Annotated in this window: 17 protein-coding genes; 7 read left to right on the forward strand and 10 right to left on the reverse strand. The window is 57.2% G+C overall.

The genetic code is table 11. The features are described 5' to 3' along the window. Nucleotides 1-12 precede the first annotated feature (12 nt). The 8 genes from ENI00_RS16540 to pilG form a co-directional block, all read right to left on the reverse strand. Nucleotides 13-471, reverse strand: coding sequence for a chemotaxis protein CheW (locus tag ENI00_RS16540; RefSeq protein ID WP_304104722.1), 459 nt, complete (start codon nt 469-471; stop codon nt 13-15). A gap of 10 nt (nt 472-481) precedes the next feature. Next, a complete protein-coding gene (locus ENI00_RS16545; RefSeq protein ID WP_304104724.1) occupies nt 482-1,534 on the reverse strand; it encodes a chemotaxis protein CheB in 1,053 nt (350 codons plus the stop codon). Beyond that, nucleotides 1,534-8,814 (reverse strand): Hpt domain-containing protein, encoded by a 7,281-nt coding sequence (locus ENI00_RS16550; RefSeq protein WP_304104726.1) that lies wholly within the window; start codon nt 8,812-8,814, stop codon nt 1,534-1,536. The genes ENI00_RS16545 and ENI00_RS16550 overlap by 1 nt, the downstream gene beginning before the upstream one ends. An 11-nt stretch (nt 8,815-8,825) precedes the next feature. After that, entirely contained in the window at nt 8,826-9,725 is a 900-nt protein-coding gene (locus tag ENI00_RS16555; RefSeq protein WP_304104729.1) for a CheR family methyltransferase, read from the reverse strand. A 27-nt stretch (nt 9,726-9,752) separates the two neighbouring features. Then, nucleotides 9,753-11,828 carry a methyl-accepting chemotaxis protein gene (locus ENI00_RS16560; RefSeq protein ID WP_304104732.1) on the reverse strand — a complete coding sequence of 692 codons (2,076 nt, stop codon included), beginning with the start codon at nt 11,826-11,828 and terminating at the stop codon, nt 9,753-9,755. A 92-nt stretch (nt 11,829-11,920) separates the two neighbouring features. Next, entirely contained in the window at nt 11,921-12,466 is a 546-nt protein-coding gene (locus ENI00_RS16565; RefSeq protein WP_304104735.1) for a chemotaxis protein CheW, read from the reverse strand. A gap of 20 nt (nt 12,467-12,486) precedes the next feature. Beyond that, nucleotides 12,487-12,849, reverse strand: a complete 363-nt coding sequence (pilH, locus tag ENI00_RS16570; protein WP_304104738.1) for a twitching motility response regulator PilH — start codon at nt 12,847-12,849, stop codon at nt 12,487-12,489. Nucleotides 12,850-12,881: 32 nt separating this feature from the next. Then, nucleotides 12,882-13,274, reverse strand: coding sequence for a twitching motility response regulator PilG (gene pilG, locus ENI00_RS16575; protein WP_304104742.1), 393 nt, complete (start codon nt 13,272-13,274; stop codon nt 12,882-12,884). 298 nt (nt 13,275-13,572) lie between these two features. On the opposite strand from pilG, the gene gshB reads away from it, so the two are divergent. Genes gshB through ENI00_RS16610 form a run of 7 tightly spaced genes read left to right on the forward strand, consistent with a single transcriptional unit; the run spans nt 13,573 to nt 19,307 of the window. Further along, on the forward strand, nt 13,573-14,526 hold the full coding sequence (gshB, locus tag ENI00_RS16580; RefSeq protein ID WP_304104744.1) for a glutathione synthase: 954 nt from the start codon (nt 13,573-13,575) through the stop codon (nt 14,524-14,526). A 45-nt stretch (nt 14,527-14,571) separates the two neighbouring features. Continuing rightward, nucleotides 14,572-15,438: an energy transducer TonB gene (locus tag ENI00_RS16585; RefSeq protein WP_304104747.1), complete on the forward strand. Its 867-nt coding sequence runs from the start codon at nt 14,572-14,574 to the stop codon at nt 15,436-15,438. Beyond that, nucleotides 15,435-16,001 carry a YqgE/AlgH family protein gene (locus ENI00_RS16590; protein WP_304104750.1) on the forward strand — a complete coding sequence of 189 codons (567 nt, stop codon included), beginning with the start codon at nt 15,435-15,437 and terminating at the stop codon, nt 15,999-16,001. The genes ENI00_RS16585 and ENI00_RS16590 overlap by 4 nt, the downstream gene beginning before the upstream one ends. Beyond that, nucleotides 15,994-16,425 carry a Holliday junction resolvase RuvX gene (gene ruvX, locus ENI00_RS16595; RefSeq protein WP_304104753.1) on the forward strand — a complete coding sequence of 144 codons (432 nt, stop codon included), beginning with the start codon at nt 15,994-15,996 and terminating at the stop codon, nt 16,423-16,425. Before ENI00_RS16590 ends, ruvX begins: the two co-directional genes overlap by 8 nt. Nucleotides 16,426-16,440: 15 nt before the next feature. Beyond that, nucleotides 16,441-16,950: a bifunctional pyr operon transcriptional regulator/uracil phosphoribosyltransferase PyrR gene (pyrR, locus tag ENI00_RS16600; protein ID WP_304104756.1), complete on the forward strand. Its 510-nt coding sequence runs from the start codon at nt 16,441-16,443 to the stop codon at nt 16,948-16,950. 27 nt (nt 16,951-16,977) lie between these two features. Then, nucleotides 16,978-18,000 carry an aspartate carbamoyltransferase catalytic subunit gene (locus ENI00_RS16605; RefSeq protein ID WP_304104758.1) on the forward strand — a complete coding sequence of 341 codons (1,023 nt, stop codon included), beginning with the start codon at nt 16,978-16,980 and terminating at the stop codon, nt 17,998-18,000. After that, nucleotides 17,997-19,307: a dihydroorotase gene (locus ENI00_RS16610; protein WP_304104761.1), complete on the forward strand. Its 1,311-nt coding sequence runs from the start codon at nt 17,997-17,999 to the stop codon at nt 19,305-19,307. The genes ENI00_RS16605 and ENI00_RS16610 overlap by 4 nt, the downstream gene beginning before the upstream one ends. Here ENI00_RS16610 and ENI00_RS16615 read toward each other — a convergent pair. Together ENI00_RS16615 and ENI00_RS16620 are read right to left on the reverse strand one after the other, a co-directional pair. After that, the gene (locus tag ENI00_RS16615) at nt 19,288-19,560 is read right to left on the reverse strand and encodes an HU family DNA-binding protein (RefSeq protein ID WP_304104764.1); all 273 of its coding nucleotides are present in this window, start codon (nt 19,558-19,560) and stop codon (nt 19,288-19,290) included. The two genes, ENI00_RS16610 and ENI00_RS16615, sit on opposite strands and share 20 nt — an antisense overlap. A 76-nt stretch (nt 19,561-19,636) precedes the next feature. Further along, on the reverse strand, nt 19,637-20,254 hold a 618-nt coding region (locus tag ENI00_RS16620), incomplete at its 5' end, for a histone deacetylase family protein (RefSeq protein ID WP_304104767.1).

The raw sequence follows: 20,254 nt of genomic DNA on the forward strand, positions 1-20,254 counted from the left end.
TTGATGCTGCGTTTACACTCCCGATTCGCTGGCGAGAGACTCCAGGTAATCCAGGTTGGGAATCCAGGCGGTTTCTCCATCCACATCGACCTGCATAAGATCAGCGGGCCCATTTTCGCCTTCCAACTGTTTGATCTGATCATCGGTAATGCGAACCTGGCTGGGAATACCCTGGGTGATCAGAGCCATAAAACGGAGCGTGTTGCGGCCGCTGATGGTGTTGATCACAACAATACGACCACGGTTTTCACCGGGCACGGACAGGGTGCCACCGTTGGCCGCATCGTAAGAGATCACCGGCAGAGACAGCCCGCGCCATTCCAGCCTACCGGCCAGCCAATCCGGCGCACCTGTGCCGGCATCGTTACTGGCGTAATCGACCACCTCGGCAATGGAGACGTTGGGCAGTAAAAGCTGCCGCCTGCTTACGGGGATCATAACGCAGGAGAGGGTTTGGCTGTTGTCTTTCATTGATGTGTCCTCATGCGGTGTCCCGTTTCTGCCGGCCTTTGAGCAGACAGGATTTTTCAATGGTTTTGACCAGTTCCCCGGCCAGTTGCTCTGGTGTACCGCAAAAACTGGCGCAGCCAGTGGCGGCGACGGAATCCGGCATTGAGCTGTTGGCGCAACTGGTGCTTTCCTGAACCCAGATCTGGCTACCGTAGGCTTTCAGCAAAGGCGCTGCAATCGCACCGTCGTTCCCCATGCCGGAAAACAGAATTGCATGGCATTGTGCGCCATAACGGTCTGCGGTATTCAGCAACACCTTGTCAATACAGGGCCCATAAGGCCCAGGCCAGGGCGTGTCCAGTTCGGTCAGTACGCCGGTGCTTTCAAAAGCCCATTCGTGCTCAACCGGCATCAGTACCACGTCACCGTTTTTTACCCGATAATTTTCCTCGGCATGCTGAAGTGTGTAATGCGCATGCCGGCCAAGCACCCGCGTGAGGACCTCGGCAAAATGACCCTCAATGTGCTGAGCGTAGATAAACCCAACGGGCAAGCCTGGTGGTAGATGATCCAGAAACGCCTTTACGGCAGCCGGCCCACCCAAAGAGGCGCATAATACCCAGATTTCCTCTGCGACAGAGTCAGGTGCTGCGGGTGTTAACCAATGCGGCAGCTCCGATGAAACGGCGTTTTCAGGAGTCTGTTCTGCGAGCTGTTCCAGGCTGGCTTGCGAATCAAGCTGCGCAAGCTCTCCCAATTGTTGCTCCAACTTGCCTAAGAGTCGGCGTTCCCAGCGAACATACTCGGCACTGCCGGGCGCCGGGGCCTGATCCAACCCGAACAGAACCGGCGCATCGGTATTTTCCAGCAAGCAATCGAACAGAGCAGGGTGGTCGGCCTCGTCTTCGAGGGTGACCAGCCAAAGCCCGGCGTCTGGCAGAACGGGTTGATCCTGCAGTCTATGAGGGTCGCCAGAGAAGCAGACCTCAAGGCCGAATTTGGCGGCCGCTGCCTGCAGGCGATGTCGCTGCAGAACAACATCCGACACAATACCCACGTGCATCCGACCGCGATGGCCGGTCATCACTGCTTACCGGTCAGCCGTTCGATTGTCTTCAGCAAATCAGTCTCCTGGAACGGCTTGCCGAGGTATTCGTTGACCCCGATAGCCAGTGCCCGCTCACGGTGCTTCTCGCCGGTTCGCGAGGTGATCATGCAAATAGGCATATCGCGCAGGTTATCATCGTGCCGCACGAAGCTGGCCACTTCAAAACCGTCCATGCGCGGCATTTCAATGTCCAGCAACATGATGTCCGGCTTGTGATCCTGCAGTTGCGCAACCGCATCCAGGCCGTCTTTGGCGGTGATCACTTCCATGCCGTTGCGTTCCAGCAGGCGAGACGTCACCTTCCGAACGGTGACAGAATCGTCCACGACCATGACGACGGTCGCGCGCTCTTCGTAGCGGGCAGACTCCCGTGCCTTTTCCAGATCGGCCAGACGCTGGCGTTCAGACAATATGTCGGAACGGATCATGGCCGGCAGATCAAGAATCACGACCACATTACCGTCACCAAGGATGGTGGCGCCGGATACGCCGCGAACAGTGCTGAACTGTGGCCCGAGGGATTTAACAACGATTTCCCGGCTACCCATCAGATTATCCACCTGCAGCGCCATAGGTTGTTCGGCGCCGCGAACCAGAATCACCGGCAGTGGCAGGGCCTGGCCTTGAAGTTTGGGTTGGTGGTCGCTGTTCAACAGGCTGCCAAGATACTGCAACCGGTACTGTTGACCTGCGTATTCGTAAAGTGGCGCGTCCGGCTTGTAATACTCCTCAAGCTCGTAAGTGCTGACCCGGACAATACCTTCAATGGTGTTGAGAGGTATGGCGTAAAAGTCCTCACCCGTGGATACCATCAGTGCGCGGTTTACCGAGACCGTAAACGGCAATCGCACGGTGAATACGGTGCCACGGCCGGCCTGTGATTCTATGTCCAGACTACCGCCGAGCTGTTTGATTTCGCTGGCGACCACGTCCATGCCAACGCCGCGGCCGGAAATCTGGGTAATGTGTTGTGCGGTCGAAAACCCCGGTTGCAGAATGAACTGCAGGATTTCACGTTCGGAGAGATCTTCATCCTCCCGCAACAGGCCCTGGCTGATTGCCTTGTCGCGAACAACCGCCGAAGGGATACCGGCGCCGTCGTCTATCATGCGCAGCACCACATCGCCGCCTTCGCGGACCAGCGACAGAGTAATCTGGCCGGTTTCGGCTTTGCCGTTTTTACGGCGTTCGTCCGGGCTTTCGATGCCGTGGTCGATGGCGTTGCGCAACATGTGCTCCAGCGGCGCGATCATGCGCTCCAGGATATTGCGATCCATCTCGCCTTCGGGGTTGCGTACATCAAAGTCAACTTTTTTGCCCAGCTCACCGCCAATCTGGCGAATGATCCGGCGCAGACGCGGCACCATGGAGGCAAACGGAATCATTCGGGTCTTCATCAGACCTTCCTGAAGTTCCGTGTTGATGCGGGATTGCTGAACCAGCAGCGTTTCCGTATCCCGAACCCGGTCAGACAGCGTCTCGCGCAGATCTGCAAGATCTGAAGACGACTCGGTCAGGGCCCGGGACAGTTGCTGAATGGAGGAGTACCGATCCATTTCCAGCGGGTCGAAGTCGTCCCCATAATCAGGACCGTGCTCTTTTTCAGCGCTGAAGAGAATCTGGGTTTCGGTCTCAATTTCCATCCGGCGTAGCTGTTCGCGCAAACGCTCGATGGTGGCGGCCATTTCGTCCAGGGTGTGGCCAAAATCACTGCTTTGCTGTTCCAGCCGGCCACGGGTAATACTGGTTTCACCCGCCAGGTTAACCAACTCGTCCAGCAAGGGTGCGGATACCCGGATGGTTTCCTGTGCGGCGGTTCGCTGCGCATCCGCGCCTTTGTTCCGAACTTTGGCCGGTGCAGGTTTGGGCGCAGGTTCTGCTAAAATCTCGGGGAGATTGTGCGCCTCTGGCGTCTCTTGCGTCGCTTCATTCAGCGGTTCCTGAACCGCTACGTCAGATTCGAAGCGCTCACGCACGTTGGCCACCAGGGCAGCGATACCGTCGTGATCGTTTGCGATGGCCTGCCACTGATCGTCATTGGGTGCGTTGCCGCCCAGTTCGATCAGGCGAGTTTCAAAACTGTGAGCTCTGTCGCCCAACGCAGAAAGCTGTGATAAACGAGCGCCGCCTTTGAGCGTGTGCAGCGCGCGCTGGATTTCCTGATTAAAATGGTTATTGGCAGGTTCTTTGCGCCAGTCATCCAGGAGCTGATCCAGCTGATCCATGATTTCGCCGGCCTCTTCCAGAAATATTTCCAGAATCTCCGGGTCAGTTGTTTCCTGATCTGCCTCTGCGGGTTGTTCCTGTAGCGGTGTCTGGCTGCTGATGTCAGGGTTTTGTGCGCTATTGAAGGCCGCAAGAAGCTCGGGATCCGGAGCCGGCTCGGTGCCTAGCTCCAGCGCACTGAGCATAGACGTCAGATCGGCCAGGCCGCGATCGCTGAGCGCCAACAGAGGGACCTGGTTGCCGGGGTTGAAAATCAGCGTATCGAGCGCGTCCGACCAATGCTCAGCCAGATCTGCGACAGGATCAACATCCGATAACCGTGCACCACCTTTGAGCGTGTGCAATTCGTGCTGTAACTGCGCGACGCCGTTCATTGCATCGGGAGCTTCGTGCCACTGGTCAAGACATTCGCGGATAGCGCCCTGGATATCGCGGCCTTCATTCAGGAAAATACCGGAAAGCTCGTTGCCACGGAGGATCGCTTCAACCTGATCCACCAGCTCGCTGGCAGGGTCGCAGGGCTTCCGGGTAGCGACCTGATCCACCATCTGCGCCAAACGATCGTGGCAGGTGAACAGCAGGTTGAGCATGGCACTGCTGGTTTCCAGTTGGCCCTCAGCCACTTTCTCGAACAGATCTTCAAGTACGTGGGTAAGATCGCCAAGGGCGTCCACCCCGGCCATCCGAGCGCCGCCCTTGAGGGTATGAACGTCCCGTTGCAGCTCTGCGGCTATTAAATGATTGGACGGGTCTTCACTCCAGGTATGCAGCGCACTGCCTGTGGAGTTTATAAGGTCGTAGGCCTCCTCGAGGAAGATGCCGGTAAGCTCCGGGTCCATGTCCGAAAGATAGGCATCGTGCGTTGCCTCTTCCGGCTCGAAGGCTTCCTCAGCCTTCTCGGGCCCTGACACTGCTATGTCCATGGCGGGGTGTGAGCCGGCTGCGTCGTCCATATAAGCGCCGATTTCACTAATCAGATCAGGCGCCGGGCGAGGAAGCTCTTTCGCTTCCATGTTGTCTACCATGCCGGCTAAACGGTCATGACAGCGGAATAGCAGGTCTGATAGCTCGTCGTTAATCGACAGTCGCTGTTCGGTCAGCCCCTCAAACAGATTTTCAAGCTCGTGAGAAAGGTCGCCTACCGACGGAATGCCAGCCAGGCGTGCGCCACCTTTTAACGTATGCAAATCCCGCTGAAGCAGGCGCAGTATATCGAGGTTGTGGGTAGATTCGCTCCAGATCTGCAGAGCATCGGCCGTGCTGTTGATGAGATCGCGAGCCTCATCCAGGAATATTTCCGCGATCTCTTCATCAAGTTCGCTGTCGGGGGCTTCAGCGTCAGCATTTTCTGATTCAACATTGCCGCTTTCGGTTTCGATTGCGTCCAGTCCACCCATGCCAAAGTTGAGATCAATCTCTTCAAGGTTATCAGTGAACTCCTGATCGAAGGCGCTGGTGTCCGGTGAGGGTTGTTCGCCCATGGACCGGGTGAAGTCTTCAAGCTCGGCAACAAGTTCGTCGCCCGGCTCGGTGGCCAGTCCGGCGGCCACCTGATCCATCATGTTGATCAGATGTTCGTGGGCGTTGCGAACAATCGGGAGAAACTGTTCATGCGTAGCGTCATTCCGGGCAACGACCACATCGTAGACTTCGTGCAACGCTTGCGACAACACGGCAACGTCAGGCAGGCCAGCATTGGTTGCCGCATTGGTAAGCTGCACCAGTTCGGTATTAAGGCGATGGAGCGGCCCGATATCCTGTGGGTTCAGGGCCCACTGATCGAGGATAAGATCGGCGTCCAGGATAACGTCCAGACCCTCGTTCAGAAACAGTTGCACGAGCTGGGAGGGTGCAGGCTGTTGCCGGTCGTCGCCGGCGTTTTCATTGTAGCTGTGGAGGGTTTCCCTGGTGACCTGAGCCAGCTTTTGAAGGAACGCTTCGGTGCCGGGCAGTGACGCCTGGGGATCTCTGCGAATTTGCATCAACCCCCGTTTCAGGAAGTCGCAGGCGGTATCGATCAGAGACAACACATCCCGGTCGGCGCGCAGATTCTGAGCGCGGGACTCCTTGATCAAACGCTCCAGTGGCGCAATTATCGCCGCAATGGGAGCAATTCCCGCAGTATGAGCGCTGCCTTTCAAGGTATGCAGAGCCCGGGACAGGTTGTCGGTATAGGAGACATTTACCTTGTCGCCCGCCGACGCCAGAAACTCTCTGAGAGTCTGTAAATGAGTTTCTGTTTCGCTCTCGAAGATATCCAGTAGCACCGGGTCAACGCCGGCCTCGTCTACGTCAAAGTCAAAACCCGTTTCGGGGGGGGCTTCGGCGCCGGTTACGCTCTCCGTTTCAGCGGCGGGCATGGTGGTGCTGTCAGGAATCTCGCCGTTTGCAAGAGCGGTGGCGCGCGCCTGAAGGCCAGCCGGATCGATTGAAGGCGGTTGGTGATGCTCAAAATCGCTCATCAAGGCCGGGAGAGTGCCGGTGGTTTCTTCCAGCAGATTGGCAATGTCGTCGTTCATGAAAATGCTGCCGTCAATCACGCGGTTCAGCATGTTTTCAATCGACCAGGCCAGTTCACCCACAATCAGCGCGCCGACCATGCGGCCGCTGCCTTTGAGGGTGTGAAAGGCGCGCCGAACTTCGGAAAGCGCACTGCGGTCGTCGTGCTGGCGCAGCAGCATGGGCAAGTAGTCCCGGACCGTGTCCAGAACCTCGCCGGCTTCTTCGATAAAAATCTCGAGAATTTCGTCGTCAATCAGGTCGTCGTGCGCGCTGTTCCCGGACGAGGTCTCAGGCTCCGGAACGTCTGCCGGCGCCACGTCTGCTGGCTTGTGGGGAACAGTGTCGGTTTGCTCGCCGTCGCTGCGGCGGGTTTTGGTCATCGACTCGGCGCGTTCGATCAGCCCGGCTACGTCGCCGGCTACCTGGCCTTCACGGAATTCTTCAATAAGTGAAGGAATACGGGCGTTGACTTCGTCTATGAGAGTGAACAAGTCATCGTTCGGCTTGATGCTCTGGTCGATCACTCCGTTTAGCATGTTTTCCACAGACCAGGCCAATTCGCCAAGACTGTGTGCGCCGACCAGACGACCACTGCCTTTGAGCGTATGGAACGCACGGCGAACTTCGGTCAGAGCTGGTCGATCACCGTGATTCTGGCGCAGGCGCGGATAAAACTCGTGGATGGTCTGCAGAACCTCTTCAGCTTCCTCCACAAAGATACCAAGAATCTCGTCGTCCAGAAGATCCCCATCCGACGTTTTGGTTTCAGCTTGCGCTAAAATCGGCATTTCGCTTGGAGCAGGTTCGTTGTCCCAGGTGGGTTCTTCGCCTACCGGAAAGCCAAGGTTGGCAAGGCTTTCTTCGGCTATTCGCAGAATGTCTTCGTTGTCGCTGATGCCTTCGGCCAGACGCTCGAGGTAGTACTCAATACTGGTAATTGCGTCGGCCAGGGTGTCCAGCTGTTTCCAATCGGGTACGTGCTTGTCGCTGAGCAGAACGTCTGAAATGTAGCGTTCGGCGGAGTCCAACATACTGACCACGCGTTCCAGCGGAATCAGGCTCAAACCACCGCGGATGCTGTGAAGCAGGCCAGGAACATGCTCAATTTCGCGGATGTCCCACTGGGACGCAATGAAATTGATAACAGCCGATTTCACCTGTTCCAGAGTGTTACGCGACTCTCTCAGAAGGGCGTTGCTGGCATCCCCGAGTTCGCGGGAGCCCTGATTGGCGGGCAGGTTGTCGCGGGTGTTTCCGGATCGCTCCGGCTGCGGATCGCTGTCCAGACCGGCGAGACTGGCTTCCACATAGAGCAGAGCTCCGGCGATGTCCATCAGAGTGCCGTCATCGACAAGATCGCTTTGATTACTCAGCGTCTCAATCAGTTCGCTTTGTTCGGTGATCACTTTTCGTGGAATTCCCAGGCCCAGCACCGCGAGCGTGTTGCCTACCTGCAGCAAACCGGGCAGAAGATCTCCAAGTTCGCCGTTCTGGCGCGCTTCCGAGCGGACAAACAGGTCCAACTGATCTTTCAGTTTGGCGAGCTCTTCATTCAGCGCGTTAACGACGGAGTGAATGGCTTCACGGCCAGGGCCGGCAACGCGGTTTCGGGCGGCATCCACGTCGTCTTCGGAGGGCAAAGCCTGTTCAAGTTGATAGCGATTACGCAGATCCCGGACGTTTTCGGAGTCAAGGTCGCGCGCTCGGGCAACGTAATAGAGGAGGTGTTTCAGCAGAGCTTCCGGCGCTGGTTGCGCCAGAATGTTCCCATGTTCTTCGGTAAGGCGGCGGATCTCGCTGTCGAGTTCCCGTAGCAGGGATTTAACCGCGGCGTTGACCGGATTGGCCCTGGCCTGCAGCGTTTCCACAAAGGCCGCTGCGGCTTTCCAGAGTTCCCCGCGAGGGGTTTTTTGACACAGGCGAACCAGCCGTTGAATGACTTTTTGCAAGTAGGCGAACTGGGCGTTGAGGTCTTCTTCACGAATAACGCCCGCAAGGGCAAACTGATACATCTGGCGCAGCTTGCGAATATGGCCAAGTACTTTGGGATCCTGCAGCCGTTGGGAAGCGTTGGCGGCAGCCCGTATGCGCGATGGACCCAGATCGGGTTTGAACAGCGAAGTGTCTGAAAGGAGAGGTTCGCCCCGGGCCGCACGGAGATCGTTCAACAAAGGCAACAGCACCATGGGGAAATCGTCCTGGCTGCTACCCAGATGCTCAAGATACTGCGGAAGCTGCAGAATAGACTGCATCAGTACGTTAACGGCTTCGTCCACGTTGGTGACGCTGTTGTCCAGCACCGCCTGGGTGAGCTTTTCCATTTCTTCCGTCAGCAAGGCAGCACCGTACAGCTCAACCATCTGCAGAGTGCCATGCACTTGGTGAAGATAGTTCAGGCAGAAGCGCAGGCGGGCCGTGTCGTCGCGATTTTCGACATACGACTCCAGTGCATGCTGGCCCTGAGTCAGCGTGTCCTGTATCTCGCCCCGAACCCAGTCGAGGGCGATGCTGTCATGGTGATTGCCCATAACCTCTCCGGTTATTCTTCGTCAGTCTGGCGTTTGATCCACGCCAGTACATGTTCCGAGGGTACCCTCTGCAAACCGGGAGGCTGCCAATCGGTCAGCTCTCCCTGGCCCAAAACCAGTAATCCCCCGGGCGCCAGCCGCTCTGCAAGTCGCCTGACAATGTCCCGTCGACGCCAGCGACGGAAATAAATCAGCAGATTCTGGCAGAAGATAATGTTCATTCCGTGCATGGGTGCTCTATCCAGATCCAACACATTCAACCTGGTGAAACAGACCCGTTCCCGGATGCTATCGACAATTTCTTCGGTATTTCGCTCGGCCGGGCGAAAATACCGGGTCTTCAGATTTGCTTCTACACCCGACAGTTTGCGGGCATTAAATTGGCCAGTCCGCGCCTTCTCCAGCACCGGAGCACTGATATCCGAGCCGGTTACCCCGTACAATGGCTGCAATGCCAACTGGTTCATGCACTCGTTTAATACCATGGCCAGAGTGTAAGGCTCTTCGCCGGAAGAGCATCCAACACTCCAGGCTTCAAGCGCGTGCTTCCGGAGCTGTTCCCTGGGCCGCGTAAGAACATAGTCAGCGACCAGGCGAAAAGCGTCAGGGTCCCGAAAAAACCGGGTTTCCTGTACCGTGAGCCGATCAACCAGTGTTGACCATTCCCGTATGGCATTCGGGCCTACAACCGTCGTTTCGTAGTAGGCCTGATAACTGCTGCAGCCTATTTCCCGCATCCGGATGGCCAGTTTGGTTTCCAGAAACGAGCGGCGTTCCGCCGGTAATGTCATGCCTGTGCGCTGTTCTAACAATGCTTGCCACTGTTTGAACTGCGCCTCATCCATCGCAGGAAGACGGCGCAGAAACCAGGTGCTGTCGGCAGATAACGGACTGTTATGAAGTTCAGACATAAACCGCCATTAGCCCCGGGCTGTAAATCAGCCCACCACCGGAACGTTGCTGTTTTCCTCTTCCGTGTAATCGATCATGTCCTCTTCGGGCAGCGTGAAGCCGGCAACGGAAGACCGCAGCTCGGACGCCATTTCTGCCAGATTCCCGATCGACTTCGCGGTTGCGTTGGTACCGGACGATGTCTGCGAGGTGATTTCCTGGATAACGTTCATCGTGTTGGAAATGTGTGCCGCAGAGGATGACTGCTGGCGTGCGGCGTTGGAGATGTTCTGAATCAGCTCCGCAAGACTCATGGATACGTTCTCGATTTCCTCGAGAGCGATACCTGCGTCCTGTGCCAGACGAGCACCACGTACCACCTCGGCGGTGGTGTGTTCCATGGAGATAACGGCTTCGTTGGTGTCAGACTGGATTGTCTTGACCAGCGCTTCAATCTGCTTGGTGGCCGCAGAGGAACGTTCCGCAAGGCGCTGAACTTCGTCCGCAACGACCGCAAAGCCCCGGCCTGCATCGCCGGCCATAGAGGCCTGGATGGCAGCGTTCAGAGACAGAATGTTGGTTTGGTCGGCAATGTCGTTGATCAGGGATACGATGTCACCGATCTCCTGGGAAGATTCACCCAGGCGCTTGATCCGTTTCGATGTTTCCTGGATCTGCTCACGGATGTTGTCCATGCCGCGGATGGTGTTCTGTACGACTTCAGCGCCCTTCTTGGCGATGGCAACCGAGCGCTCGGCAACCGCAGAAGATTCCGCAGCGTTGGACGATACCTGGTCGATGGAAACGGCCATTTCGTTAACAGCCGCAGAGGCGCCGGCAATTTCCTGGGCCTGGTGCTCGGACGCATCGGCCAAGTGCATGGCGGTAGACTGGGTTTCCTGTGCCGCTGAGGCCACACGTACCGCTGTGCCACGAATGGCCTGTACCAGCCCGCGCATCTGGTCGATCGCGTAGTTGATGGAGTCGGCGATGGCACCGGTAAAGTCCTCTGTTACCGTGGCTTCCGCGGTAAGATCACCGTCGGCCAGATCGGCCAGCTCGTCCAGCAGTCGCAGGATCGCATTCTGGTTCTGCTCGTTCTGCTCCTGGGTCGTTGCCAGACGCGCCTGGGCTTCCCGGTAGAGGGCCAGGCCGATAAGCACAACCATGGCAACCATGGCCGCCAGAATAACAAAGGCCAGGGTGGGGCTGACTAACCGCGAGGCGCTCTGGGCGCGGAAATTTTCGGCAAGCACAGAGAGCTCGGAAAGCAGGATTTCCGAATTCTGAAAAATATCGCTGGAGGCGGTGCGCACCTTGAAGAGGTCGGGAGAGGCTTCAAGGATAGCGTCGACGTTCTGGGACACGAACGCGAACAGCTCATCGACCGCTTCAAGGCCGTAAATGGCATCTTCGTCGTCAACCTTGGAAATGCCCATGGCCGGATTGCCGTTCAACTGGCCCTCGAGTACCCGGCCAAACAGGCTGGCGTCGCGGCCAAACCGGTCGGCGGCGATAACGGCGTCTTCGTCACCGGACAGTACGTTGTTTACCGAGCGCACAATACGCTCCGCCAGCAGTGACTGACGCTGTGCCAGTGCGATCTGTTCTGCAGGCGCGCCTTTGTCCAGCAGAATTTGAACGATATCGTCGTACTCCACCTGTAGTTGGGGAATCGTCTCGTTCAGGGTGCGGGCAACCTCATGCAAGCCGAGCACCGCGGCTTTGGTCGTCAAAATGCTGTCGGCGTTGGCCCGTACCGTATCCCAATGCTCTTGAACACCGCTGTCGAGGGCCATTTCGCTGGGGGGCAGGCCGGTTTCCAGATTGCCTTCGGTTACGTCGGTCCAGGACTTTTGGAATTCATCACGGGAGCGGCGTAGCTGATCGAACGCCTCGCCGGTGCCGCCGGCAGCCTCAGTCGCGTTTTTCGCGATTTCCTGAGAAAGCACCCTGAGTTCGGCAGCATTGGCAATGTATTCCTGATCGTTCTGGCTGTCCCTGTTAATGATAAACAGGACCACAACGAGCAGGACGGTGAGTGCAATCAGCGAGGCAATCAGGCCGGCAACGAGTTTGTTGCCTCCTTGGCCCGCACCGATTCTTCCGGCTCTGTTTTTCATTTTCTGGCTCCCGGCCTCTTCAAGAATTTGGCAATTTGTTGTTAATAAGGCGTCCGGTGGTCAGGGCATTTGTCCTGCTACGGTTATCACCCTCACCACTGTGCGACGTCGAGAAAGCGTTCGTCTTCGAGCAGGTCGACGGCGGAAAACACTTTCCAGACTTCTTCGTTTCGTTCATAGCCGCCTGCGACAAACGGTTGAACGTTTTCAGGCACACCGGTTGGCGCTGCCCTGAAACTGTCCGTTGCAAAGTACTGCATGCCCAGCACGGTATCGACGACCAGGCCGCTGAATACATCCCCCTGTTCAATCACAAGAACCCGCCGGTCCCGCTGACTGCGAGATGAGCGGGGGATGTCAAAGAACCCGGCCAGGTCCACTAGGGGCAGAAGGCGCCCGCGGACGTTGGCCGCGCCCAGCAAAAATGGACGCACCCCCGGAATGTGCGTAAATCTGGGAACGTGCAGTATTTCAGTGACCTCACCCATGGGCGCCACATAACGCTCACCCGCAAGAACAAAGCCGATGCCGTTCCAGAGTTCTACGGCTTCCTGTTGTTCGGGCAGACCAGCGGCCATGGACCGGCTGCGCTGGGCGATATCCGTCAGAACGGCAAAGGGTGCGGCCTGGGTGGACATGCTTGCTCCAGGGTTGAGGATCAGGCGATCAGACTGTTGATAGTCTTGATCAAATCGTCTTCGTTAACCGGTTTGACCAGGTAACCTTTGGCGCCCTGACGGGTGCCCCACACACGGTCGGTTTCCTGATCTTTGGTGGTCACTATAATGACGGGGATGGACGCTGTTTCCGGCGCCCGGGTCAACTGGCGGGTTGCCTGAAAGCCGTTGAGGCCAGGCATAACCACATCCATGAGGACCAGATCGGGGTTTTCGGCGCGAGCCTTGGCAACACCATCGGCGCCGTTGTCGGCGGTCAGCACGTTGTGTTTGTGCTTTTCCAGAATGGTGGAAATTTTCTTAACCTCGGTAGGAGAGTCATCAACAATCAGAATGCGAGCCATGGGTTCCTCGATGTTTCTTGGTGCCAGCAGGTTTACTGTGACGTCACAGGTACATAATGACGGATGGTATTGAGCAATTCATCCTTGCTGAACGGTTTGGTCAGATACTGGTCAGAGCCCACGATACGGCCCTTGGCCTTGTCAAAAAGCCCATCCTTACTGGACAGCATGATGACCGGCGTCTTTTTGAAAGAGGAATTGTTCTTGATAAGCGCGCAGGTCTGATAGCCGTCCAGGCGCGGCATCATGATATCCACAAAAATGATATCGGGTTGTGAATCGGCAATTTTTGCCAGGGCATCAAAACCATCTGTTGCGGTTATAACCTCACAGCCAACCTTTTTGAGGAGGGTTTCTGCGGTGCGACGAATGGTTTTACTGTCGTCGATCACCATGATCTTCAAGTTCTCGAAGTTGTCATCCATTGTCCAGGTGCCTTGCGCTCAGCGACTGTCATTATTTTCGACCGGAGGTTTTTAGCATAAACCTTAAGATTCTTCTATAAACCCTGCCCATTTATAGATTATCGATGGCCCGATAAAAAGTATTACTTTGTGACTAAATGTACTTCTGCTCAAAACATCACATAAATGCCCCAGGATTTCTCCGGATGCATTCAAGGCTCGGGTACAATACCATCTGATTTCGCAGCTTAGCACCGACTGCCCGGTTCACTCTGCCGGCCAGTTCGTGTTTTACCCGCTTAACAGCTCAAGAGGTACTATGACTATTCGACTCGGGATCGTGATGGATCCGATTGAGGATATCCATTTCAAAAAAGACAGCTCTCTGGCGATGTTGCTGGCGGCTCAAAATCGCGGTTGGGAAATCGAATACATGGAGCTGCCAGATCTTTATCTGGACGGCGGCAAGGCTATGGCCCACACGCGCAGCCTGACCGTGCGCTCCGATCCCGACGACTGGTACAGCTTTGGTGCGTCTCAGGACATGGCTCTGGGTGATCTTGATGTGATTCTGATGCGCAAGGACCCGCCCGTTGATCGCGAGTTCCTGATCGCCACCTACATTCTTGAGTCGGCCGAACAGCAGGGCGCTCTGGTGGTTAACCCGGCTGCCACGCTGCGGGACTGCAACGAGAAACTGTTCGCAGCGCAGTTTGAGGATTTGACGCCGCCTTTGTTGGTCAGCCGGTCGTCGAAGCGGTTCCGGGAGTTCTACGCCCGGCACGGCGACATTATTATGAAACCGGTGGACGGCATGGGCGGCCATTCCATTTTTCGCGTCAAGGAGAACGATTTCAACCTGGGCGTGATAATTGAAACGCTCACCAACTATGGCGCTCATCAGGCCATGGCTCAGAAGTTCATTCCACAAATCAGTGACGGCGACAAGCGCATTCTGATGATCGAGGGCGAGGCAGTGCCTTACTCGCTTGCGCGCATTCCTTCGCAAGGCGAGAATCGCGGCAATCTGGCGGCCGGCGGCAGAGGTGAGGGGCGCGAGCTCACAGGCCGTGACCGTGAGATTTGTGCGCGAGTGGCCCCGGTTATAAAAGAAAAAGGCCTGATGTTTGTGGGCCTGGATGTCATCGGTGATTACCTTACCGAGATCAATGTAACCAGCCCAACCTGTATTCGGGAGCTGGACAGTGCTTTTGGAACAGATATTTCGAGCTTATTGATGGATGCCGTCGAGGCCCGCCTGAACAGAGGCTGACGGGGAAATCATGGATCCGATTCAACGACAGGAACGGGCGCGGTAATGGCGGTGCAGGTCAGCGATTTCGACAGGTTTTCCTTCACGCTGTTCATGGCGCTGGTGGTGCATGCGGTTGTGGTGCTGGGCATCACCTTTGCCCCTGAACCGCCGCGCTCCTCTGCCCAGACCATGGAAATCACCCTGTCGCAGTTTGATGACGAGCAGGCGCCCGAAAAGGCAGATTTTCTTGCCCAGACCAACCAGCAGGGGAGTGGCACCGAAGAAGAAGTTCTGGAGATGACCACGCCGCAGCCCACAGAGATCAGCCAGCCGGAAGTGGCTCAGGTGCAGCCAGAACCGCAAACACAAACCGAGCCGGTTCGCCGTCAGGAAAAAACGGTGGTGCAGACGCAAAGCAAGTCGAGCCGTCAGGTTCAGGAACCGGAGCAGCGCACCAAGCCGGAAGACGAGCCGTTGCCGGTAAAAGAGAAGAAAAGCCTGATGGAGCGCAGCCTGGAGATTGCCAGCCTTGAGGCCCGGTTCGACGCCCAGAAGCAGGCTTATGCGCGCAAACCCAGGGTCATGCGCGTAACGGCAGCCTCCACCCTGAAATCCACCAACGCCTGGTACGTGCAGAACTGGGTGAGCAAGGTGACCCGGGTGGGAAACATCAACTATCCCACCGAAGCTCGCCGCGCCGGAGTTTATGGCACTCTGCGAATGCTGGTGTCCATGCAGAAAGATGGAACGATCAAGGAAGTGGTCATTTTGCATTCGTCCGGCAGCACCCTGCTTGATGACGCGGCGATTCGCATCGTCAGACTGGCCGCACCGTTCGCACCCTTTCCGGATGATATGCGCAAAGAGGTGGACGAACTTGAAATCATACGTACCTGGTCCTTCCAGCAACGGGGGCTGACATCCGGATGACCGCATCAAAGCATTCTCCTCATAGCCTGCGCCACCATTTTCTGGTGGCCTCGCCTTATCTCGCTGATCCCCGGTTTCACGGAGCGGTTATATACCTTTGCGAACACTCGGATGAAGGCGCCCTCGGACTGATGATCAACCAGCCTCTGGATATTCATCTGGGCGAAATTCTGGAACAGCTTGATCTGCCGGGCGGGGAGCTTGACCTGCCGGTGTTCAGTGGAGGTCCTGTTGAGACGGAGCGGGGGTTCGTTCTGCATTCGCCGGGCGCCGGATGGCAGAATACCGCGACAATTACAGACGACGTTATGCTGACGACCTCCCGGGATATACTCGCAGGCATTGGTCGCAACGAAGGGCCGGAGGAATTCCTGATGGCTCTGGGTTATTCCGGCTGGGGAGAGGGGCAACTGGAAGAAGAACTGGGCAGCAACGCCTGGTTGACCTGTCCGGCGACCACAGACATTGTGTTCCGGACACCGTGGCCTGACCGATACAACGCTGTTCTCAAGCTGATTGGGATTGATCTTAATCAGCTCAGTGAGGTTGTGGGGCATGCCTGAAATCGGTCAGCGCAGCATTATGGCTTTTGATTTCGGGCTTCGCCGTATTGGCGTGGCGACGGGCCAGGAAATGCTCGGTACGGGCCAGCCCCTGGCGATGATTCCCGCCGACAACGGAGCCCCGGACTGGAGTCAGCTGGAAAAACTGCTTGTGGAATGGCAACCGGACCTGGTGTTGGTCGGCCTGCCCCTAAACATGGATGACAGCGAAAACGACATGTGTGGCCGCGCCCGTAAATTCGGTAAACGGCTGCATGGCCGATTCCATGTGCTGGTCGAGATGGTGGATGAACGCCTGACCAGTTACGAAGCCAAGGGTCAGGTAATGGCAGCCGGTGGAAGCCGGGACTATGGTCGCCACGGAGTGGACGATCGCGCAGCGGTGCTGATACTGGAAACCTGGTGTCGGCTGCTAACAGAATAAAAAAGCGAGAACGTAATGAGCGCATTGCTTGAGATGGATCAGCTGATGGATAAGCTGGAAGCGGGGCTACGAGGCCTGCTCAAAGAACGTGATATAGAGTCACCGGTGCTTATCGGCATCCGCACTGGCGGCGTCTGGGTGGCAGACATTCTTGGTAAGCGTCTCGGGATTGAGGAGCCGTTCGGAGAACTGGACATTTCCTTTTATCGCGATGATTTCAGTCGTATTGGGCTGAATCCGAAAGTCACACCGTCAAGCCTGCCATTTGATACTGAAGGCCGGGATATCATACTGGTTGATGATGTGATCATGAGTGGCCGGACCATACGGGCGGCAATGAATGAACTGTTCGATTATGGCCGCCCAGCCAGTATCATACTCGCCACCCTGATTGATCTTGGTGCGCGTGAACTGCCCGTTCAGCCCGATGTGGCGGGGCAGACACTGGCGCTTGATGCACAACAGCGCGTGAAACTTCGCGGCCCGGATCCGCTGCGCATCGAACTTCAGGAAGCCGGACAGTAAACCCCCGAACCCGACAGCAGGCAAATCATGACCGCAAACGCAGCTTCCCCCAATCATTTGCAGCTAACCCGGGACGGCCAGTTGCGGCATTTTTTGACTCTGGACGGTTTGAACAGGGAGTTGCTGACCGACATTCTTGATACCGCCGATTCGTTTATTGAAGTGGGCGAGCGAAGCATCAAGAAAGTGCCCCTGCTGAGAGGGCGAACGGTCGTTAACCTGTTTTTTGAGCCCAGTACACGCACTCGCAGCACGTTTGAACTTGCCGCCAAACGGCTGTCTGCAGACGTGCTGAACCTCGATATAAACACCTCTGCGACCTCCAAGGGCGAGTCGCTTTCAGATACCCTTTTGAACCTCGAGGCCATGGCCAGCGATATGTTTGTGGTGCGCCATGCCCAGAGCGGCGCACCTCACTTCATCGCTGAAAGCGTCACCCCCGGGGTCGCTATTATCAACGCCGGTGACGGTCGCCATGCCCATCCCACCCAGGCCATGCTGGATATGCTGACCATTCGCCAGCACAAGGGCGCTTTTGAGGGCCTGAAAGTCGCCATCGTGGGAGATGTTCTGCATTCACGGGTTGCCCGCTCCCAGATTCGCGCACTCAATGAGCTGGGCGCCGAACAAATCCGGGTTATTGCGCCTGGCACTTTGTTGCCGACCGATGTGGAAAGCCTCGGCTGCACGGTTGAGTACGACATGGTCAAAGGCATGAAAGATCTGGATGTGGTGATCATGCTGCGCTTGCAAAAAGAGCGTATGGAGGGGGCATTGTTGCCGAGCGAGCGCGAGTTTTATCGATTGTATGGGTTGAGCCAGGAGAAGCTCGCATTGGCGCATCCGGAATGCATTGTGATGCACCCGGGGCCGATTAATCGCGGCGTAGAAATTGAATCCGCCGTGGCAGATGGCCCACAGTCGGTCATTCTGAATCAGGTCACCAACGGCATTGCCATCCGCATGGCGGTGATGTCCATGGCCATGGGCGGGCAGGTAGCCGAGCGCCAGCACAAACTGGCTGAACTGATTGAAAGAGGCCCGGCATGAGCGCTAGCAAACCAACTCCCGGCTCCAGCCTGAAAATTACCGGTGGTCGATTGCTGGACGGCCATGGCAGTGAAGCGCCCAACATTGCGCTAATGATTCGTAACGGGCGCATTGCGGCCTTGGGCGAGGCCGCTGAGCAGGCCGAGGCAGATCAGACGTTTGATGCGCATGGGTGTGTGATCGCGCCCGGGTTCGTGGATCTGTATTGCAACCTGCGGGAGCCGGGTAATGGCCAGAAGGGCAATATGGCCTCGGAAACCCGCGCCGCAGCCCGGGGCGGGTTTACAACCGTTTGCACCTCCCCCGAAACTTCCCCGGTTAATGACTCCAGAGCCGTTACGCACCTGATCCGGGAAGCCGCCGCTATCAGTTCGGCTATCCGGGTTTTGCCGGTCGGGGCGATAACCCGGGGGCTGGAAGGCGACATGCTCAGTGATATGGCCGGTCTTATTGCAGCCGGCTGTGTTGCCGTTGGCAATGGATCCCGCGGTGTGCGCAATGCGCGCGTACTCCGCCGCTGCATGGCCTACGCTCAAACCTTTGGCCTTACGGTGATGTTTCGTCCGGAAAACCAGTCGTTGGCCGCAGACGGCTACGCCCATGATGGTTTGGTGACGTCCCGCCTCGGCTTATTGGGTATTCCGGAGGTGGCAGAAACCGCGTCGGTCATGGAAATGCTTTTGCTGGCGGAGGAGACAGGCGTAAAGCTGCATTTGAGCCAGCTTTCCTGCGGCCGAAGTGTTGAAATGATCGCCGACGCGCGCCGCCGGGGCATTGCGGTGACGGCCGACGTGGCCATGCATCAGCTTGTCTTTACACAGGACGCGCTGGCCGGCTTTGACAGTCGTTTTCACCTGCGCCCGCCGTTGCGCTCGGAAACCGATCGCAAGGCTCTCGTTGCCGGCGTTCGCGAAGGCGTGATTGATGCGATCGTAAGCCAGCATTTACCCCACGACAGCGCCGCCAAACAGGCACCGTTGCCCGCCACCGAGCCCGGCCTTTCCAGTATAGAAAGCGTGCTCTCGCTAGGTTTGGGTCTTGTTCAGGGTGGGGAGCTTACCCTCGCTGAGCTGGTTCGCGGCCTTACTTCAGGCCCAGCCTCGGTCATCGGACGAACCGCAACCATTGGCAGCGATGAGATTGCCGATCTTTGCGTGTTTGATCCCGAGGCCCATTGGACCCCGAGCCGCCAGACCCTGATTTCTGCGGGTCAGCACGCACCGGTGCTGGGCCGCTCGTTGCCCGGGCTGGTGCGGCTTACGCTGGTGGACGGGCAGGAGGCCTGGGTTAGCGAAACGCGTCTTTGAGGGCCTTGCCTGCTTTGAAGCCGACGGTTTTGCTGGCGGGGATGCGAATAGCCGCTCCGGTTTGCGGGTTTCTCCCATCTCGGGCTTCCCGGGCGCGAATGTTGAAAGTGCCAAAGCCGATCAGGGTGGTGTCTTCGCCCCGGGCAGCGGCGGCCGAGATCTGATCCGTAACCGTGGTAATCACCTCGCTGGCTTTTTCACGGGTGAGGCCAGTGCGTTCGGCGATGGACGCCGCGAGTTCAGGTTTGCGCATCGGGTATTCCTTTTTTATTTTTTCATCAGAACCGCAGCCAGGCTCGCGGTTGCCCAATCTATCGTCGTTAGCGGTGTCAATCCGACTCGAAAGCACCTTTGTGAAATTCGATGGCGGCATCGACTTCCTCGATACCGCAGACTCTGGGTTCTGGTGGCTCGGCGCCGGCCATTACGCGCAGAACCGAGTGCACACTCCGGGACAGGGACTCCGTGTTGTAGCCACCCTCAAGAATCATAGCCAAGCGGCCATTGCAGTGTTTGTCCGCAATTTGCTGGAGGACGCCGGTCATCGCGGCAAAGCCCTCGTAGGTCACGTTGAGCGCCAGATCAAATGAGTGCGCGTCGAAGCCGGCAGAGACCAGTATAAGGTCGGGTTTAAAGAAATCTGCGGCTGGCACCAGAAGTTCCCGCAGGGCTTTCAGATAGGCAGCATCTCCAGCGCCGCCGGGCATTGGAACATTCACCACAGAGCCCTCTCCCAGCCCTGCACCGACGTCAGTGAGCGCGCCGCTGCCAGGGTAAAAAGGTGAGCCCCGGTGGATGTCAAAAAACAGCACATCCGGATCGGCCCAGAAGATATCCTGAGTACCGTTACCATGGTGGGCATCCCAATCAATAATCAGTACCCGCTCGCATCCCAGTTCGGCCTGGGCGTGGGCGGCGGCCACCGCAACATTGTTGAACAGGCAAAA

The sequence above is a fragment of the Marinobacter antarcticus genome, assembly GCF_011049865.1.
GTDB lineage: Bacteria > Pseudomonadota > Gammaproteobacteria > Pseudomonadales > Oleiphilaceae > Marinobacter > Marinobacter antarcticus_A.

Coding starts and splice junctions, on each gene's coding strand:
- gshB (WP_304104744.1), top strand. CDS start 13,573: ATGACTATTCGACTCGGGATCGTGATGGATCCGATTGAGGATATCCAT.
- pyrR (WP_304104756.1), top strand. CDS start 16,441: ATGAGCGCATTGCTTGAGATGGATCAGCTGATGGATAAGCTGGAAGCG.
- ENI00_RS16615 (WP_304104764.1), bottom strand. CDS start 19,560: ATGCGCAAACCTGAACTCGCGGCGTCCATCGCCGAACGCACTGGCCTC.
- ENI00_RS16605 (WP_304104758.1), top strand. CDS start 16,978: ATGACCGCAAACGCAGCTTCCCCCAATCATTTGCAGCTAACCCGGGAC.
- ENI00_RS16610 (WP_304104761.1), top strand. CDS start 17,997: ATGAGCGCTAGCAAACCAACTCCCGGCTCCAGCCTGAAAATTACCGGT.
- ENI00_RS16555 (WP_304104729.1), bottom strand. CDS start 9,725: ATGTCTGAACTTCATAACAGTCCGTTATCTGCCGACAGCACCTGGTTT.
- ruvX (WP_304104753.1), top strand. CDS start 15,994: ATGCCTGAAATCGGTCAGCGCAGCATTATGGCTTTTGATTTCGGGCTT.
- pilH (WP_304104738.1), bottom strand. CDS start 12,849: ATGGCTCGCATTCTGATTGTTGATGACTCTCCTACCGAGGTTAAGAAA.
- ENI00_RS16560 (WP_304104732.1), bottom strand. CDS start 11,828: ATGAAAAACAGAGCCGGAAGAATCGGTGCGGGCCAAGGAGGCAACAAA.
- ENI00_RS16590 (WP_304104750.1), top strand. CDS start 15,435: ATGACCGCATCAAAGCATTCTCCTCATAGCCTGCGCCACCATTTTCTG.
- ENI00_RS16540 (WP_304104722.1), bottom strand. CDS start 471: ATGAAAGACAACAGCCAAACCCTCTCCTGCGTTATGATCCCCGTAAGC.
- pilG (WP_304104742.1), bottom strand. CDS start 13,274: ATGGATGACAACTTCGAGAACTTGAAGATCATGGTGATCGACGACAGT.
- ENI00_RS16585 (WP_304104747.1), top strand. CDS start 14,572: ATGGCGGTGCAGGTCAGCGATTTCGACAGGTTTTCCTTCACGCTGTTC.
- ENI00_RS16545 (WP_304104724.1), bottom strand. CDS start 1,534: ATGACCGGCCATCGCGGTCGGATGCACGTGGGTATTGTGTCGGATGTT.
- ENI00_RS16565 (WP_304104735.1), bottom strand. CDS start 12,466: ATGTCCACCCAGGCCGCACCCTTTGCCGTTCTGACGGATATCGCCCAG.
- ENI00_RS16550 (WP_304104726.1), bottom strand. CDS start 8,814: ATGGGCAATCACCATGACAGCATCGCCCTCGACTGGGTTCGGGGCGAG.